Genomic DNA, 18,610 nt, shown 5'->3' on the forward strand with positions numbered 1-18,610 from the left:
AAATCCAGTTCCAATGATAAAACAAGTTATGCCCTTTGTGGTAGGACTGTTTTTATGCACATCTCTGAAAGCTCAGGTGCCAAAACAGATGAATTATCAGGGTATCGCCCGGAACGCTTATGGGGCAGCCTTATCCAACCAAAACATCAGCTTACGCATTTCAATTCGTGAAGGTTCACCTACTGGTACTGTCGTGTATTCTGAAAAACGGAATGTCACGACCAACCAGTTCGGTCTTTTTAATACGGCCATAGGCAGTACCGGCGCCAGTAATGTGACCGGTACGCTCGAAGGCGTCAACTGGGCGGCCAGTTCCGGAAAATTTATTGAAATCGAAATGGATCCCAAAGGCGGGAATAGTTTCATTTCACTTGGTGCCATGCCACTTACCAGCGTACCATTCGCCTTCCGCGCAGAATCAGCCGCTCCTGTCGGCGCTGCCGGTGGTGATCTGACTGGCTCCTATCCCGGCCCCACCATTAAGGATGGGGTGATCTCTGCAGCCAAACTTGAAAACGGTGCGGTGACTGCCCAGAAACTGGGAACAGGCGCTGTAACCACTGAAAAACTTGCCGACGGATCCGTTACCCTGGCCAAACTTGCGCCGGGTGTAGTAATCGGTGGCAGTGGCGGTGGAAATCCCACCGGCGCAGCGGGTGGTGACCTGAGTGGCAGCTATCCGAATCCCGGAATTGCCAATGGTGCAATATCCAGCGGAAAACTTGCCGACGGAAGTGTTACTGCTGCCAAGATCGCAGACGGAACCATTACGGCCAACAAACTGGCGGCTGGCGTAATTCCGGCTATTCCTTCCAGTTTGCCGCCCAGCGGAGCAGCAGGAGGGGACCTGAGTGGTACTTATCCCAACCCATCGATCGGCGCCAACAGCATCACCACAGCGAAAGTTGCCGATGGTGCCATTACCGCAGCCAAACTTGCTCCGGGAGTGATCCCAACCTCGCTTCCCGTTAGCGGAACTGCAGGTGGTGATCTGACCGGTTCCTATCCCAATCCAAACATCGGCAACAATGCAGTGACTACTGCAAAAGTGGCTGATGCCTCCATAACCAACCCTAAGCTGGCAGACGGTGCGATCAGTACCGCGAAAGTTGCAGATGGGGCGATTACTGCAGCTAAACTGGCTCCGGGAGTGATCCCTACCTCGCTTCCCGTAAGCGGAACTGCAGGTGGCGACCTCACCGGATCATTCCCCAACCCGGCGATCGCAGCCAATGCAGTAACTACTTCAAAAGTTGCTGATGCTTCCATTACAAATCCCAAACTTGCTGATGGCGCAGTCAACACCAGCAAAGTTGCCGATGGTGCCATCACCAGTACTAAGCTAGGTGCAGGTGCAGTAACTACTGCCAAGGTAGCTGACGCCGCGATCAACACTTCAAAACTTGCCGATGCAGCAGTCAGCAACAGCAAACTAGCTGATGGTGCAGTAGGTACAACCAAAGTTGCCGATGGATCTATCACTGCAGCCAAACTGGCTCCCGGTGTGATCCCCACTTCTTTGCCCATGAGCGGTACTGCTGGTGGCGACCTGAATGGTTCCTATCCGAATCCTGCCATTGCAGCCAATGCAGTGACCACCGCCAAGGTAGCGGATGCCTCCATTACGTCGCCCAAACTTGCCGATGCAGCAGTCAGCAACAGCAAACTTGCTGATGGTGCAGTAGGTACAACCAAAGTTGCCGATGGATCTATCACTGCAGCCAAACTGGCTCCCGGCGTGATCCCGACTTCTTTGCCCATGAGCGGTACTGCTGGTGGCGACCTGAATGGTTCCTATCCGAATCCTGCCATTGCAGCCAATGCCGTTACTACAGCCAAGATTGCTGATGGTGCGATTGTAACCAATAAACTGACAGATGCCAGCGTAACCAATGCAAAACTTGCTGCCAATGCAGTGACCACAGCAAAGATTACCGATGCCAATGTGACTACGCCAAAACTTGCTGACGGTGCAGTAACCGGTGCAAAAATTACGGATGCATCCATCACTACCACTAAAGTAGCCGACGGTGCCATCACTGCAGCCAAACTGGCTCCTGGTGTGATCCCCACATCCTTGCCCATGAGTGGAACTGCAGGAGGTGACCTGTCAGGAACCTATCCCAATCCTACTATCGCGAATGGTGCTGTAGGCGCTACAGCGCTTTCTGCCAATGCAGTGACCACAGCAAAGATTACCGATGCCAATGTGACTACGCCGAAACTTGCTGACGGTGCAGTAACTGCTGCAAAAATCACTGATGCATCCATCACTACCACTAAAGTAGCCGACGGTGCCATCACTGCAGCCAAACTCGCTCCTGGGGTGATCCCCACTTCATTGCCGATGAGCGGAACTGCCGGTGGTGATCTGACCGGAACCTATCCCAATCCCACTATCGCGAATGGTGTGGTTGGTGCAGCCGCACTTTCTGCCAATGCGGTAACTACAACAAAAGTTGCGGACAATGCTATTATTACTTCTAAAATAACAGATGCGAACGTTACCAATGCCAAACTCGCAGCCAATGCAGTGACCACGGCGAAGGTTGCAGACGCAGCGATTACTACAGCCAAAGTGGCTGACGGTTCAATCACTGCTGCAAAACTGGCGCCCGGTGTGATCCCAACTTCTCTGCCCGTTAGTGGAACTGCTGGTGGCGACCTCACCGGTACCTATCCCAACCCGACCATCGCCAATGGCGTAGTGGATGCTGCTGCACTTTCTGCGAATGCAGTAACCACTGTAAAAATTACGGATGCCAATGTAACCACGGCGAAACTGGCCGATAATGCGGTGACTTCCGCTAAAGTTGCAGACAATGCCATCGGAACTACCCATATCATTGATGCCAACGTGACGAGTGCAAAACTCGCTGCCAATGCAGTGACCACAGCTAAAGTGGCTGACGGTTCAATCACTGCTGCAAAACTGGCGCCCGGTGTGATCCCAACTTCTCTGCCCGTTAGTGGTACAGCTGGAGGTGACCTTACCGGTACCTATCCCAATCCGACCATCGCCAATGGTGTGGTGGATGCAGCTGCACTTTCTACGAATGCTGTGACCACAGTAAAAATTACGGATGCCAATGTGACCACGGCGAAACTGGCCGATAATGCAGTGACTTCCGCAAAAGTTGCCGACAATGCCATTGGAACTTCCAATATAATTGATGCCAACGTTACCAATGCCAAACTCGCTGCCAATGCAGTGAACACGGTTAAAATAGCGGATGCTTCAGTAACAACAGCGAAAGTTGCTGACGGAGCGATTACCTCCGCCAAACTGGCTCCTGGCGTAATTCCCACTTCGCTCCCGATCAGCGGTGTTGCGGGTGGTGACCTCACCGGAACTTATCCCAATCCTACTATAGCCAACGGTGTGGTAGATGCGGCAGCCCTGGCAACCAATGCAGTAACCACTGTTAAGATCACGGATGCCAATGTGACCAGCGCCAAACTTGCTGATGGCGCCGTTACTTCAGCAAAAGTTGCTGATGGTGCGATCACTACCGCCAAGATCACCGATGCGAATGTTACCAATGCCAAACTCGCTGCCAATGCAGTGACGGGTGTCAAGATAGCTGATGGTACCATCACTGCTGCGAAACTTGCTGCAGGAGTAATCCCGGCGAGCCTTCCGCCGTCCGGCGCTGCTGCAGGAGATCTTGCCGGCACTTATCCCAACCCCACTGTCGGAAAACTGAATGGTGTTGCACTTGCAGCCACTGCACCGACTTCCGGCCAGGTGTTGAAATTCAACGGAACCCAATGGGCGCCTGCTGCTGATAATACCGGTAGCGGCGGACTTACGTTCCCCTTCAGTGCCAGCGCCAACAGCCCCACCAGCATGTTCGCCCTGACGAACAGCGGAGCAGGCTCCGGACTGACAGGTATTAACAATGGTGCTGCTGCCAATGCTGCAGCTGTAATCGGTTCAAATACCGGGACCGGAGGAAGCACCACTGGTGTGCTGGGTACCAATTCAGGTGCCGGTACCAACGCAACTGGTGTTCTTGGTTCGAATACCGGCAGCGGCGACAATACTGCAGGTGTACTCGGTGTGAATACAAGCAGTGCTTCTGGTGCTACAGGTGTATCCGGTATCATCAGCAATGCCAATCCTGCTGTGACAGCAGCGGGTGTTTTCGGCAACATCAGTAATGGTACGAGCAGCGATGGCTATGGGGTTTGGGGTAATCACAACGGTGTCGGATTTGGTGTTTACGGAACCAGTGAAACCGGCTATGGCGTCGTAGGGCGATCTACCAATGGTGTAGGTGTATTGGCAAGAAGCAGTGGCCGGGCGTTTTGGGCATCCAGTGACAATGATTTAACTGCGGTAGTGGAGAACCTCAACCCTTTTAATCCCAATACGGCTTTGCAAATTGAAAACCAGGGAACAGCCGACGGTATCCAGGTGTTGGCGATGGGCGGTCACGCTGTCAATGCTGCCGCACTCGATGTTTCGAAAAATGGTGTATACAGCGAACATTATGGAGCAGGCGAAGCCATCACCGGTGTAACTGGAAGTGAAGACGCTGCTGCAGTCGTTGGCCGGAATGGCGGCTCTTACGCAGGTGTCAGAGGGGTTGCTGACGGCGGAATCGGGACGCTTGGCGAATCGACAACTAACATTGGTATTCTTGGAAAATCTTCCACCGGTACTGCAATTGTCGGTGAGTTGCCTTCCAACACAGGAACGAATAACCTCGCAGTCTTTAAAACAGCCGGCTTAAACAAAGCCCGTATTGACGCCAACGGTAAAGGCTTTTTCAATGGCGGTACTGCAACAACAGGTGCGGACGTTGCGGAATACTTCGACGTGGAAGGTGCCCGCAACACTTATGAACCTGGAGATGTACTGGAGATCTCTACTGAGGGTGACCGTAAAGTGGTAAAATCATCCAAACCTTATTCTACGCTGGTTGCGGGTGTGTTTGCTACCAGACCCGGACTGCTGCTTACGGAAGAAAATGCAGTGGACAATACCTTTCAGGCTGGTGTACCGATGGGTGTAATTGGTGTAATTCCCACCAAAGTAACCCTCGAAGGTGGTGTGATCCGCCGCGGTGACCTGCTGGTTTCCTCTTCTACTCCCGGTGCGGCGATGAAAGCCGACCCCGATAAGGTAAAGGTGGGACAGGTAATCGGTAAGGCACTGCAGGACTTCGACGGAAGTAAAAAAGGTCTCATCAATGTACTGGTAAGTGTAAAATAACTGACTCCAAAATCCTCTAAAATGAAAAAATCACTTCAAATCATAACCGGCAGTCTGCTGTTGTTGTGTGTCACCTGTTCCGTGAATGCCCAGGTTAACAGAACTCCGGCTCAGGCTGTATTGCCCAGTAACCAGCCGCTCAAGACACAACAGGAAAGACAGGCAATCATGGCAAAAATTAAACAGGATGCGCAGGTCCGCAGGCAAAAAATGCAACGACTCGAAACTGACCGTACTGCATTTACCCATCGCCAGTTGCCGGTCAATGCTACAGAACCAGTTGTCAACACTGCTCAACCTGTTCCAGTAAAGCAGGCCGAAACACAACCGGTGCGTGTTATCCACCAGGCACCTGTACCAGTCAAAAACCGTTAATCCGCATAGAAATAACAAAGGCCGTCTCATCGAGACGGCCTCTTAGTTTCCTTCAGCTTATCAGCAACAACTAAACAGATAAACTTTTAAACCTGTAAACTTTATTTCCCTACTTTCTTCTTCAGGTTCTCATCAATCGCATCCAGGAATTCCTGCGTGTACAGGAAATGTTCTCCATGCTTTACCTTATTGCCGTGCACACAAACCGCGAGGTCCTTCGTCATCTTGCCACTTTCCACCGTTTCGATACACACTGCCTCCAGGGCATTACAAAAATCAACCAGTGCCTGGTTGCCATCCAGTTTTCCCCTGAATGCCAATCCGCGTGTCCACGCAAAGATGGAAGCAATGGGGTTGGTGGAAGTAGGCTTACCCGCCTGGTGGTCACGGTAGTGACGGGTTACTGTACCATGCGCCGCTTCTGATTCCATCGTCTTGCCATCAGGCGTGATCAGTACAGAGGTCATCAGTCCCAGTGAGCCAAAGCCCTGTGCAACAGTGTCGCTCTGCACATCACCGTCATAGTTCTTACAGGCCCATACAAAGTTGCCGTTCCATTTCAGGGCACTGGCAACCATGTCATCGATCAGGCGATGCTCATATACAATGCCTGCTGCTTCGAAGGCAGCTTTGAATTCAATGTCATAGATCTCCTGGAAGATATCCTTGAAACGGCCATCATATTTTTTGAGGATGGTGTTCTTGGTAGACAAATACAGGGGCCACTTTTTGCTGAGCGCCATATTGAAACAGCTGCGGGCAAAACCTTTGATACTCTCATCCGTGTTGTACATCGTGAGGGCAACACCGTCTCCCTTGAAATTGAAAACCTCAAATGTCTGTGGTTCACCACCATCTTCAGGCGTGAAGGTCATAGTCAGTTTTCCTTTTCCTTTGATCACAGTATCCGTGGCGCGGTACTGGTCGCCAAATGCATGACGGCCAACGATGATCGGGGCAGTCCAGTTGGTTACCAGGCGGGGAATATTATTGATCACGATCGGCTCGCGGAATACCGTTCCGTCGAGAATGTTCCGGATCGTTCCGTTGGGGCTTTTCCACATCTGCTTCAGCGAAAATTCTTTCACCCTTGCCTCATCAGGGGTGATGGTGGCGCATTTGATACCCACGCCATGTTCCTTGATGGCATTGGCAGCATCAATAGTAACCTGGTCATTGGTGGCATCCCTGTGCTCAATACCAAGGTCATAATATTTGATATCCAGTTCCAGGTAGGGTAGAATCAGTTTGTCTTTGATAAATTGCCAGATAATCCTCGTCATTTCATCGCCATCCAGTTCCACGACCGGATTGGCTACTTTGATCTTGCTCATAGTCGGTTGATTTATAATGGAAGTCTGCAAACCTAAGCCAAATGGGGAAAAAAACAAATGCAAAATAATTCGAATCCTTCCGCAGCGCAGCTTCCCGGAGTCAGCGATGCAGAAATACAGCCTTCCATGGTTCTTCCGCTGTATTGAGCCATACTGCGTCAGTGAGATTATACCGGATCATCGTTTCTTTTGCCGCTTCCATACTTAATCCGGAGGTAAAGCTTCGTTTTGAATAGTAGGAAACTGCGGGACTTATCTGTACATCAGAGAAAATGGCAACATCTGAAGGTATATGCTTTTTAATCCATGCCCCGGCTGTCATCTCCGCATTGTAGGATTCTCCCTTCCAGCTGAATGCACCCGGCCGGTTGATAAAAAAGTATATGGCGGCAGAAACCGGGATGCACAGGAACAATAACCACCGCAACTGTAATCGCCCCAACCGGGGCAGCAGATAGGTTGCAACTAACACGGTAGCTGCCAGCGCAAATCCCAGCCAGGCAAATTCATGTACTGCACTCCAATTGAAGAAGACAAGATTATAAAACAAAACGGCAGATAATGCCCAGATCGGCCAGGTGGTAACAACCCCGTTTTTTACAATTGCCAAAAGAGCCGCGGGCAGCAACAGCAACAGCACGGGATAACCGGAAACCAGATTTTTTGCTACCATACTTACCATACCCGTTAACGGGATATCGCCGGCACTTCTTTCCACGAAGCGGCTTTGCCAGTACTGCAATACCTGGTGCCAGCCAAGGTAATGAGCAAATTGAGCCAGTGGAATCATTATGCCGCAAAGAAGCGCCAGGATCGATACTGACAAAACGAGCCCATACCGCTTGTCGATTCTTAATCGAAAGAGAGACCAGACAGCGAGGAAACCCAGCAAAAAGACTCCCAGCCAGTCAAAATAGCACAGGATGATTCCGATGAAAAATAAAGCACTCAACGAGATGTACCCGACATTGGCAGGCCCCTTTTCCATCTGGAACCAGGTATAAAAAAACGCGATGACCATTGGCAGCATGATCGACGTATTGACGTAGCCGTTTCCACCATACCAAAGTATCGCCGGCAACAAGCCAAACAGGGTGCATGATACCAACGCGACAGGTTTGTTTCCGACGGTTTCCCTGATTAGCAGATACAACATTGCAATAGTGAAAAGGCTGATGGCTATATTCAGTAATTGCAGCCAGATGGGCGTGAAGGGGAGTTTCAGCAGCGTGAAAATTGCATAGGGAAGTACATACCAGCCGGCACCAAATGATAAGTACACATGATTGTGCGCTGCATCTATATAAGGGCCTTCTTCAAATTTTTTATTGGCATCCCCCTGGTAATTCATCAGGGGAGTAAAGGAAAACTGTGAACCGCCACCTGCCTGTTTCCAACTTTCTGCGTTGATCAGTACAACGGCGGTATTGAATTCATGGTGCTTCGAAACAGGACGGTTCAGACTCGGAAGTCGCAACACTACCATCGCTGCAAGTATGCACAACAGATAGTAGTTTCTCAATAAACCTGGCATCAGTTTTTATTAATGGATGTTTTTAATACTTTTTATGATATAGAGTAAGAAGCCAAAAACAATTATCTGCATTCCCAGCGTGATACCAAATCCACCAGGAATGATTATCCGGAAGACTGAAACAGGATTGAGTGCTCCAAAACTGTTTTCCTGCCACTGAAAAACAGCATAGGCTGATAAGAAAATACCGGCGAGAAATACCACGCTGCCGACCAGAAGGCTTTTTTCGAACGTGAACCGGCGTCTGATAAATACCGTCAGCTTGTTATCCGGATAGAGTCCTATACGCTTTCCATACAATCTTGCCAGTAAGTAGAATTGAAGGAGCTGGAATCCCAGCGTCAAAAATATAGACGCAAAATAAAGCGTATGAATATCGAGAACGAGGTTAAAGATTTTAATGTAACTGAACACCAGGATCCCACCCAGCAGGCAACCGGTAAACAGAAAGAAAACTGCCGGAAACAGGAGCAGCCACTTCGGGCTGAATACCAGTATGAGCTTTAAGTGCTTCCAGCCATCCTGCCAGGTGCGTAAATGGGGTTTTCGGTTGCGTTGGTCTTTATGAAGGTCAATGGGGACTTCGGTGATCTTTAGCCGGTTTAATGCTGCTTTTGCAATCATTTCAGAAGCATATTCCATTCCCGCGGCCTGCATGTCAAGTTGCAGGTAGGCTTTCCTGGTAATGGCCCGCATACCGCTGTTGAAATCTGTCAGCGTAACATGAAATGATTTCCTGCCGATATAGGATATTACAGGCGTGCCCAGGTACCGGTGCAGAAAAGGCATAGCCCCTTTTGCAATGGTGCCGCCAAACCGGTTGCCTACTACCAGGTCGTAGCCTTGTTCAAGAGGCGGAATGAACAGGGATAACTGCCCGAAATCATAACTTTCATCACCATCGGCAAACACGATCCATGGGGTTGAAGCAGCCATTATACCAGCGTGCAAAGCGGATCCATAGCCTTTTTGCGATGCTTCCACAACCTTTACATTTTCCGCCCTGCAGATATTCACGGAATCATCAATGCTGCCATTGTCTGCTACGATAATTTCGCTGAAGTCAAATTCTGATTGTGCCAGGGCCTGTCGCGCCCTCCTGATGCAATTCCCTATTGTAGCCGCTTCATTCAGGCAGGGTATTACAACACTGATTGCATTCATGTCAACAAATATAAGCGGGGAAAATCAGCCCTCATGAGCTTTTTCGAAAACGAACAGGTTGTTCAGTCCCAGTTGAAATTTCTTATGAAGTATTAAGGTGAATCCGGATTTTTTTGCGAGCGGTACCGTTTCGTCAGCATTAAAGCCGTAATGCTCTTCAAGACGCATGCCTGCTATCAGCCTGAACCGTTTTAAGATTTCCAGGATACGGTCGACGGACGCATCCGGCACAGAAACGATCAGCTTTCCCTTTGGCAACAGTTTGGATGCACAGGCATCCAGGAATTCAGTTTGATTGCTTGCCGGAATATGTTCGATGATTGCCAGTGCAGTAATACAATGATAAAGTATGTCACCCGGTGCAGCACCGGGAAAGTAACCCTTAATAAGGCAGATGTTATCGCTTAGTTTTTTATTGTCGCACAAAGGATCAATACCTGTACCTGAATCAATCAGACGCCGGAGTTTCCATAACAATTCCCCGTGGTGGCAACCTACATCCAGTAACCTGGCCTGAGCCGGAACATGGGGAATTGCCATGCCGATTCTTCTTTGTTGCAGGTATCGGTCGAGAAGGGTCATAAAATCAGCCTGGTACTTTTGCAGAAAAAGATCAACCTGCTCATAGTCGGTTGATTTATAATGGAAGTCTGCAAACCTAAGCCAAATGGTGAAAAAAACAAATGCAAAATAACCTTCCAGCAATTACCTTTAAGGGGCAGTAAACGGAGGACTTCCTTGGATGCTTTAGCCTATATATCAAAATTCGTATCACTGACCCCCGCCGAAAAGGAACTGTTTCAGGAACACGTACAGGTAATCACTTGCTTCCCCCGGCAGATACTGACCCGGGTGGGCGAGTACGAACAGCATGTATATTTTGTGCAGCGGGGATTGGTACGGAAATTCTTTTACCGGAACAATGAGGAAGTTACCGTACAGCTGGCTTTGGAAGGAGAACTGGCATCATCAAGTGTTTCCTTCCTTTCGGGAGTGTTGTCGGATTTTGTATTGGAAACGCTGGAACCGAGTACCCTGGCTTTTATCACCAAATCATCGCTTGAAACGCTTTTCGCCTACAGCCATAATTTCGAAAAAATGGGGAGGCTGATCACCCTGCAATGGTTATTGTATAAAGAAGAATGGGACATATCACGCCTCGTCAAATCTCCCAGGGAAAGGTTTCAGATGATCCTGCGGGACAGGCCCGAGCTCCTGAACCGCGTTCCCCAGAAATACATCGCTTCCCTCCTCGATATGAAACCCGAAACCTTTAGCCGGTTTAAAAAAATGATACCGGTGGAGATGGAAAACGATTGACATGGAAAACTGGAAGATTCCCGGCCTGGAGGGATTTGGTAAGCAGATCCAGCAACTTTTTGCCTATTTCAATGCGCATATCGGCATGAACATGGCCACTTTTGAGCGGCTCATGACTTATTGTACGATCCGCAGATTTGATAAGAAGCGTATTTTTCTCCGCCCCGGAGAAACAGACCAGTATTTCAACCTCATACTGAAAGGCGTTGTGCGGAAGTATGTAGTGGCCGGAAAAAAGGAGTATACCCTGCAACTAAGTACAGAAGGCCATTTTATCCACTGTGAGCTGTCTTATTTCACCGGGAAGCCTACGGCAGCTTACCTGGAAACGCTGGAGCCCGTCATCCTCGTAAGCCTCAGCAAAACCAATATGGACCGGTTGCTGGAAGAAGTTCCCGAACTGAACCGGCTCGCGCGGCTCATGATCGGTGAAATGCATGTACGCAAGGAAGTGCGCGACCTGAACCATCTCCGGCTGACTGCACGGGAAAGGTTCCTGCAGTATGTAAAACGTCATCCGGGAATGTTGCAGCGGGTGTCACAACGCTATATTGCCTCTTACCTGCATATCAAACCTGAAACCTTCAGCAGACTGAAACACCTGTTGAGGGAACCAAAGGTGGCTGCTCCGGGAAACGCCTGATCAGAGATTGACCACGAGCACCGGTATGCGCAGTTCGTGCCGCACTTTGTTAATGGTGTCTCCGTAAAGAATATCCTCCATGCCTTTGTGCCGGTGTGCACCCATGATCAGCAGTTCGGCCGACTCTTCATTGGTAATGCGTACGATCTCCGCCTTGCGTGCCTGATGCCCAAGCCGGGCAATGGCTTTGTACCCGCGGCCCTCCAGCTGGCTCACATAAACCTCCAGCTGTTTGGAATCCTGCTGCGATTCCAGGTCTTCACTGCTGCTGCCGTAAAATTTGGCCGTTACACTCTCCACCACATGAATCAGCACCAGCGTGGCACCGGGACTGGCCTGCGCCATGGCATGCGCGATCAGTTTGCTGTCGTGCTGACTGAATTCAAGCGCGATGGCCACCTTGCTGTAAACCGGCAGGGGCTTGATCTCCAGGTTGCGGAGGTCTTCATGGATGGCAACGCGTACGGGTGATTTTCGCTTCCGGAAGAATGGAAATAAGGTCACGATGAGCAAGAGGCCGATCAATAAGAGTAAGCCGGCAACGATCAGGCCCTTGACAATAATGGAATGGTCTGACGTTAGGAACCCATACGCTTCAGTCAGTACCATCCTCAGGTTCAGGTATACGAGGATGGCGGCCACGGCCCAGGCTGCCACGGCCACCAGCGGTTTGATGTGAAAATTGCCCATCTTTTCCTTATCGCTTACGAAGTGGATCAACGGGATCACCGCGAATCCAAGCTGCATACTGAGGATCACCTGGCTTAAAACGAGCATGCTGTCTACCTCGCTGTCGCCATACAAATAGATGACGATCAGGGCAGGTACAATGGCCAGCAGGCGGGTGAGCAACCGGCGGAGCCAGGGATTGATGCGTAACCGCAGGTGACCTTCCATGACGATCTGGCCGGCCAGCGTGCCGGTAACGGTGGAACTTTGTCCGGCTGCAATCAGGGCAATCGCGAAAAGGGCAGGGGCGAGCTTGGTGCCCAGGAGGTTATCCAGCAGGCGGTGGGCATCTTCAATGCGCGCAACATCGGTTTGACCGGTCTTGTGAAATGCCGTGGCCGCAAGAATAAGGATGGCAGCATTTACAAAGAATGCGAGGTTTAACGCAATGGTACTGTCGATCACATTCATGCGGATCGCTCTCCGTTTCCCGGAGTCATTGTTGCGGATCTTCCGGGTCTGCACCAGTGCACTGTGGAGATAAAGATTGTGGGGCATTACGGTAGCACCAATAATACCGATGGCGATATACAGCGCTGTATTGTTCGGTATCGTGGGAACAAGGCCGGTAACCACCTCTCCCAATACCGGTTTGACCAGGATGATTTCTATCAGGAAGGAAACAGAGATAATGGAAATCAGCCCGATGATGAAGAGCTCCATTTTCCGCATGCCAAGCTTTTGCAGCCAGAGCAGGAGAAAAGTGTCTGCAACTGTTATGGCAACGCCGGCCATCAGCGGCAGTCCTGTCAGCAGGTGGATCCCGATAGCCATGCCCAGCACTTCCGCGAGATCCGTGGCGGCAATGGCAATCTCCGCCAGCAGGTACAATAAAAAATTAATGCCCGCCGGAAAGGTTTCCCGGTTGGCCTGGGCAAGATCCCTTCCCCTTACAATGCCCAGCCGGGCGGAAAGACTTTGCAGCAGCAACGCCATCAGGTTGCTCATCAGCAATACCCACAGCAAGGAATAGCCGAACTGGCTGCCACCCTGAAGATCGGTTGCCCAGTTACCCGGGTCCATATAACCAACACTTACGAGGTATGCCGGTCCGAGAAAGGAGAGGAGTTTTTTCCAGAAGCCTGCCCTGTTGGTAGTGTCTACACTGTTGTGTACCTCGCTGAGGGAAACATCATGTTGTTGCGACTGCATCATAGGCTCGAAAAGCGAGAAATAAAACCGGAATATTTCACTGGTCTAATTATTAAATTAGACAAATCTAAAAAAATTAACCGGACAAAAATCAGGACGCAATCCAAAACCGCTTTATTTTAGCGATTCACGGAAATGCGGCATATGTTGAGAAACTACAGGACGCTTGTGGTATTTGTCCTGGTTGTACTGGCGGCTTGTTCAACCAAAAAGAAAGACATGAAAGATGGTGATAGTGTTGAACTATCCGATTTCATTGCTTTTTTCCCCGAACAGGACCTGCCCATCCAGATCACTGATTCCGGTCTTACACGGAAAATTTCGGACTCCCTGCGCATCGGAAATAAGGTTTTCAGCCAGTTTGTGCCGGACAGTGTACTGCGGCCCGTTTTCGGAAAAGGCGTCAAACCTTCCTGTTATCCCATCGGTAAAATCTCTGTAAAAGATGGTGAAACCTATCTTTTCCTCCGTTCTGTAAGCGGTACTAAAAAGGCGGCAACCCTGCTGGTTTTTGACAAAGACAGTTTTGTCACCAGCCTGCCGCTGATCACGCTCAACGGCGCTCCCAGGGGGAATGAAAAGCTGGTGGCGAATATGGATACACGTTATACCGTTACCACGCTCCGGCAGGTGATTGGCCCCACCGGCCAGACCGCCTATGCCAAGAAGGTATATGTTTATAACCCCGAAGGACTGTTCACCCTGATCCTCACGGAATCCAATGATCAGAATGCTGCACCGCCACCGCTGATCAATCCGATCGACACGATGAAAGCCGCCCACAAGTGGGCCGGTGATTATCTGCAGGACAAGCGGAATATCGTTTCTTTCCGGGATGGCCGGAAAACCGGCACACTCCAGTTCTTTATCCACTTTGAAAAAGATAACGGCCAGTGCAAGGGCGAACTGAAAGGAGATGCCACCATCACCGGCGCCAACACCGTCCGTTTTATTGAAAATAACGGCACCTGTGCCCTTGACTTCCAGTTCAGTGGAAATACTGTAAGGATCAAGGAACAGCAGGGCTGCGGATCTTACCGCGATATTAAATGCTTCTTTGAAGGCCAGTATACCCGGAAGAAAAAACCTTCACCGGCGCCAACACGCAAAAAGAAGTAATTTGCGTACCCAATACACAAAGGACCCAGAAATACATTGTTATGCGTTTTTCCTCGTTTAACGTCCCGTACCAGATCGAACCGAATTATTCCAAAAAGGTTGCTTATTTCTCGATGGAATTTGCGATCCACCAACCGTTAAAAATATACAGTGGCGGCCTCGGTTTTTTGTCAGGCTCCCACCTGCGCAGTGCGTATGAATTAAGGCAGAACCTGATCGGGATCGGCATTCTGTGGAAATACGGCTATTATGACCAGGCCAGGAATCAGGACCAGACCCTCCAGGTAACCTGGATGGAAAAGCAATACAGTTTCCTGGAAGATACCGGTATTAAATTCCAGATCTCCATACATGACCATCCGGTTTGGGTAAAGGTATTCTACCTGAATCCGGAAACGTTCAAATCAGCCCCGCTGTTTCTGCTGAGCACTGATCTTCCCGAAAATGATTATGTATCGCAGACCATTACCCATCGCCTGTATGATGCCAACGTGGCCACCAAAGTGGCGCAGTTCATCCTGTTGGGTGTAGGTGGTGCCAAACTGCTCGATGAGATCAATTACAATCCCGACCTGTATCACCTGAATGAGGCGCATGGCATCAGCGCCGGCTTTTACCTCTACCAGAAATACGGCAAGAATCTCGATGAGGTAAAAAAACGCATGGTATTTACCACCCATACACCGGAAGAGGCGGGCAACGAAAAGCACGATATCTACCTGTGCCAGAAAATGAGCTATTTCTGCGGGCTAAGCCTCGAGGAGGTTCGTGCCCTTACCGGCATACAGGATGACCAGTTTAACCATTCCCTGGTTGCCCTGCGGTTCGCGCATATTGCCAACGGTGTGTCACAACTGCATGGCCATGTGTCGCGCGCCATGTGGGAGCGATATACCGGTATTTGTCCCATCAAATCCATCACCAACGCCCAGAACTGGCGGTACTGGTCAGACAAGCAGCTTTACCGCTTTATGGAAGAAGGGAACGATCATGGATGGGACGACCGTAAGACTTACCTGAAAAGAAGGGCATTTGAGATCGTGGCAGACCAGACCGGCAAACTGTTCAATCCGGACGTATTCACTATTGTCTGGGCAAGACGTTTCGCCGGTTACAAACGGTCAGAAATGATCACCCGCGACCAGGCCCGGTTCACTGCACTCCTTCAGAACCCGAAATATCCTGTACAGATCATCTGGGCAGGTAAGCCTTACCCGATGGACTACCCGGCGATCAATGATTTCAACCACCTGGTACATATGAGCAAGGCACATAAGAACATGGCCGTGCTGATCGGGTATGAACTCGGTTTGTCCAAACGCCTGAAACAGGCCGCCGACCTGTGGCTCAATAACCCCCGCGTACCGCGTGAGGCCTCCGGTACTTCCGGTATGACGGCAGCCATGAACGGTGCTGCCAACTTCAGTACAGACGATGGGTGGATCCCGGAATTTGTAAACCACGGCAACAACGGCTTTGTAATTCCCAAGGCGGATTATGCCCACATGAATACGCAGGAGCAGGACGAGTACGACCTGAACATGCTGTACAAATTGCTGGAAGAGCAGGTGCTTCCCCTGTACTATGAGAACAGGGATACCTGGCGGCAGGTGGTCAAGAATGGCATGCGTGATGTGCGTTACCAGTTTGAAAGCAACCGCATGGCACACGAATACTACGAGATTCTTTACAAAGGATGATTTTGGCATTCCGGCGATTGTTTATCTTTAAGAAAACACATCGCTGGAACCGAAACCAATTGAACTGCTGCGCCCTTTCCTGTTATTGCTGATGGTAGCAAGCATCGGCGTGATCGGCTATATGTCGGTCGAAGGTTTCCGGTTTGTAGAAGCACTTTACATGACGGTAATCACTATTACCACGGCCGGCTTTACTGAGGTAAGGCCGCTGAGTGATCACGGAAGGATCTTCACGATCTGTATGCTGGTGCTGAGCTGGATCTCCCTTGCCTGGGCGATCACGCGGATCATCCAGTACATCATTACCGGCGAGATCAACAAATATTTCAAAAACCGCAAGCTGATGATGGCCATCAACCAACTGAACAATCACGTGATCATTTGCGGATTCGGCCGGAACGGGCAACAGGCCGCGCAAACACTGAGGTACCACAAGAAACCCTATGTGGTGATTGAAAAGAATGAAGACCTGCTTCATCGCATAAAACCTGATCACCATGAACTGCTCTGTATCACCGGCGACGCCACGGATGATGAACTGCTGCGCAAGGCAGGTATTGAAAGGGCGCATTCCCTGATCTGCAGTCTGCCGACAGACGCCGATAATGTTTTTATCGTATTGTCGGCCCGGTCACTCAACAGCAAACTACGCATCATCAGCCGCGCTTCCGACAGCGCCACGGCACCCAAACTCAAAAAGGCCGGCGCAGATCATGTGATCATGCCCGACCGGATCGGTGGCACCCATATGGCTACCCTGGTTTCCAAACCTGATGTAATTGAATTCATCGATTTTCTCAGCGGGGAAGAAGGAGAGTCTATACACATGGAGTCTGTCGACTACCAGCAATTGCCGCCAGAGATCAGGGATACCGCTTTGCGGGATATCATGGCCTGGAAAAAGACCGGTGTGAATTGTATCGGTGTACGCGATAAAGACGGAAAATTCCTGATCAATCCGCCCGATAGTACGCGTATCGTATTGGGTATGAAGGTATTTGTACTGGGCACCAAGGAGCAGATAGAACACATGAAGGGAAATATTAACAATTGATCTCCGGTTCTGGCATAATAATGGTCAAGATGGAGCGTTAATATTTTACATCAATAAAAATCCGTCTATGAAAGCGCTTCTGGTCCTACTTTCAGTTGTGTCTGCACACACCTTTCATGCTGATCCCGAAAAAAATAAGCAGAACCTGCCGCCACAAGCCAATGCAGGCGAGGATATAGCGATTTCCACCAAAGACTTTGTTCAGCTCGACGGCACCGCGAGCCGCGAACCCGACGGCATTATTTCCCGTTACCACTGGGTTCAGGTATCCGGTACACCCGTGTCCATTGCCAATCCGCAGGCAGCCATTACAGCAATCTCCGGAGCTTCCAAAGGAACTTACACCTTCCGTCTTTCTGTAACAGATGAAAAAGGAAGTGTATCGGCCGATGAAGTGAAGCTGGTGGTAAAAGACTAGGTTGATCGTACACCACAATAAACAAAATGCCCTCTCCGAAGAGAGGGCATTTGTTATTTGATGCCGGTTTGTTTTTATTGTACTATTTCAAGCAGTTCAACATCGAAGATCAGGGTAGATCCGGGCATGATGTATGGACCTGCCTGGCTGTCACCATAAGCAAGATCAGCAGGTATGAACAGTTTCCATTTGCTGCCCACAGGCATCAGCTGCAGTGCTTCCACCCAGCCCTTGATCACGCCGTTGACATTGAAGTCAATAGGCTGGCCGCGGTCAACTGAGCTATCGAAAATCTGACCATTGATCAGTGTGCCGTGATAGTGGCATTTCACCTTGTCAGTGGCAGCCGGCTTCGGTCCGGTTCCTTCCTTGATGACCATGTATTGAAGGCCGCTCGGCAGGGTCACAACACTCGGCTTGGTTTTGTTTGCGGCGAGAAAAGCTTCACCTTCCTGGCGGGCAGCGGCTGACTTTTCTTTTTTCAGTTGCTGGAGATAATTTGAAATACTCATATTCATTTGTTCTTCGGTGAGGAGCGTGGTCTTGTTGCCCATACAATCATTCAGGGCTTTGCTGACCAGGCTTCCGTTAATATCCTTAATACCTTGTTCCTTGTAAAACGAAGCAAGGCTCATGCCGATGGCATAACTTACAGAATCAGCTGCGGTTCTCAGTTCTGTTGCAACAGCCGGCTTGGCTTTCACCGGTACAGATTTGCCCGGTGTTTTTTTCGCCTGGCCAAAAGAAGCAGCACTGGCCAGCAACAGGGATACCGCGATCAGGGGTTTTCGCATGGAATATTCTTTAAGCCCCGAAATTAACACAAATACTGCTGAATCGACCGGGT

14 protein-coding genes are annotated in these 18,610 nt (G+C 50.1%); 8 read left to right on the forward strand and 6 right to left on the reverse strand.

The genetic code is table 11. The features are described from left to right. The first annotated feature begins 13 nt into the window (after nt 1–13). Together FPE01S_RS13445 and FPE01S_RS13450 are read left to right on the forward strand one after the other, a co-directional pair. A complete protein-coding gene (locus FPE01S_RS13445; RefSeq protein WP_157474023.1) occupies nt 14–5,221 on the forward strand; it encodes a beta strand repeat-containing protein in 5,208 nt (1,735 codons plus the stop codon). A gap of 21 nt (nt 5,222–5,242) precedes the next feature. After that, nucleotides 5,243–5,596, forward strand: a complete 354-nt coding sequence (locus FPE01S_RS13450) for a hypothetical protein (protein WP_046369460.1) — start codon at nt 5,243–5,245, stop codon at nt 5,594–5,596. Nucleotides 5,597–5,697: 101 nt separating this feature from the next. Here the strand turns inward: FPE01S_RS13450 and FPE01S_RS13455 are convergent, their stop codons facing one another. The 4 genes from FPE01S_RS13455 to FPE01S_RS13470 form a co-directional block, all read right to left on the reverse strand. Next, nucleotides 5,698–6,930, reverse strand: coding sequence for an isocitrate dehydrogenase (NADP(+)) (locus tag FPE01S_RS13455; protein WP_046369461.1), 1,233 nt, complete (start codon nt 6,928–6,930; stop codon nt 5,698–5,700). A gap of 100 nt (nt 6,931–7,030) precedes the next feature. After that, nucleotides 7,031–8,464: a hypothetical protein gene (locus tag FPE01S_RS13460; protein WP_157474024.1), complete on the reverse strand. Its 1,434-nt coding sequence runs from the start codon at nt 8,462–8,464 to the stop codon at nt 7,031–7,033. Between the two features lie 9 nt (nt 8,465–8,473). Then, on the reverse strand, nt 8,474–9,628 hold the full coding sequence (locus FPE01S_RS13465; RefSeq protein ID WP_046369463.1) for a glycosyltransferase family 2 protein: 1,155 nt from the start codon (nt 9,626–9,628) through the stop codon (nt 8,474–8,476). 24 nt (nt 9,629–9,652) lie between these two features. Then, nucleotides 9,653–10,210: a class I SAM-dependent methyltransferase gene (locus FPE01S_RS13470; protein ID WP_157474025.1), complete on the reverse strand. Its 558-nt coding sequence runs from the start codon at nt 10,208–10,210 to the stop codon at nt 9,653–9,655. A 156-nt stretch (nt 10,211–10,366) separates the two neighbouring features. On the opposite strand from FPE01S_RS13470, the gene FPE01S_RS13475 reads away from it, so the two are divergent. Continuing rightward, nucleotides 10,367–10,948 (forward strand): Crp/Fnr family transcriptional regulator, encoded by a 582-nt coding sequence (locus tag FPE01S_RS13475; protein ID WP_046369465.1) that lies wholly within the window; start codon nt 10,367–10,369, stop codon nt 10,946–10,948. A 1-nt stretch (nt 10,949) separates the two neighbouring features. After that, on the forward strand, nt 10,950–11,591 hold the full coding sequence (locus FPE01S_RS13480) for a Crp/Fnr family transcriptional regulator (protein ID WP_046369466.1): 642 nt from the start codon (nt 10,950–10,952) through the stop codon (nt 11,589–11,591). Here FPE01S_RS13480 and FPE01S_RS13485 read toward each other — a convergent pair whose 3' ends face one another. Then, a complete protein-coding gene (locus FPE01S_RS13485) occupies nt 11,592–13,475 on the reverse strand; it encodes an Nramp family divalent metal transporter (protein ID WP_046369467.1) in 1,884 nt (627 codons plus the stop codon). A gap of 141 nt (nt 13,476–13,616) precedes the next feature. On the opposite strand from FPE01S_RS13485, the gene FPE01S_RS24935 reads away from it, so the two are divergent. From FPE01S_RS24935 to FPE01S_RS13505, 4 genes are all read left to right on the forward strand, one after another. Then, nucleotides 13,617–14,591 carry a hypothetical protein gene (locus FPE01S_RS24935; protein WP_052955770.1) on the forward strand — a complete coding sequence of 325 codons (975 nt, stop codon included), beginning with the start codon at nt 13,617–13,619 and terminating at the stop codon, nt 14,589–14,591. Nucleotides 14,592–14,632: 41 nt separating this feature from the next. Then, on the forward strand, nt 14,633–16,291 hold the full coding sequence (gene glgP / locus FPE01S_RS13495; protein WP_046369468.1) for an alpha-glucan family phosphorylase: 1,659 nt from the start codon (nt 14,633–14,635) through the stop codon (nt 16,289–16,291). Between the two features lie 91 nt (nt 16,292–16,382). Continuing rightward, complete coding sequence (locus tag FPE01S_RS13500) at nt 16,383–17,345, forward strand: potassium channel family protein (protein WP_046369469.1); 963 nt, start codon at nt 16,383–16,385, stop codon at nt 17,343–17,345. Between the two features lie 67 nt (nt 17,346–17,412). Beyond that, nucleotides 17,413–17,763, forward strand: a complete 351-nt coding sequence (locus FPE01S_RS13505; RefSeq protein WP_046369470.1) for a PKD domain-containing protein — start codon at nt 17,413–17,415, stop codon at nt 17,761–17,763. A gap of 74 nt (nt 17,764–17,837) precedes the next feature. Here the strand turns inward: FPE01S_RS13505 and bamJ are convergent, their stop codons facing one another. Continuing rightward, nucleotides 17,838–18,557, reverse strand: coding sequence for a BamJ family beta-barrel-assembly machinery protein (gene bamJ, locus FPE01S_RS26150; RefSeq protein WP_046369471.1), 720 nt, complete (start codon nt 18,555–18,557; stop codon nt 17,838–17,840). Between the last annotated feature and the right edge of the window lie 53 nt (nt 18,558–18,610).

Source organism: Flavihumibacter petaseus NBRC 106054 (assembly GCF_000974785.1).
Taxonomy (GTDB): Bacteria; Bacteroidota; Bacteroidia; order Chitinophagales; family Chitinophagaceae; genus Flavihumibacter; species Flavihumibacter petaseus.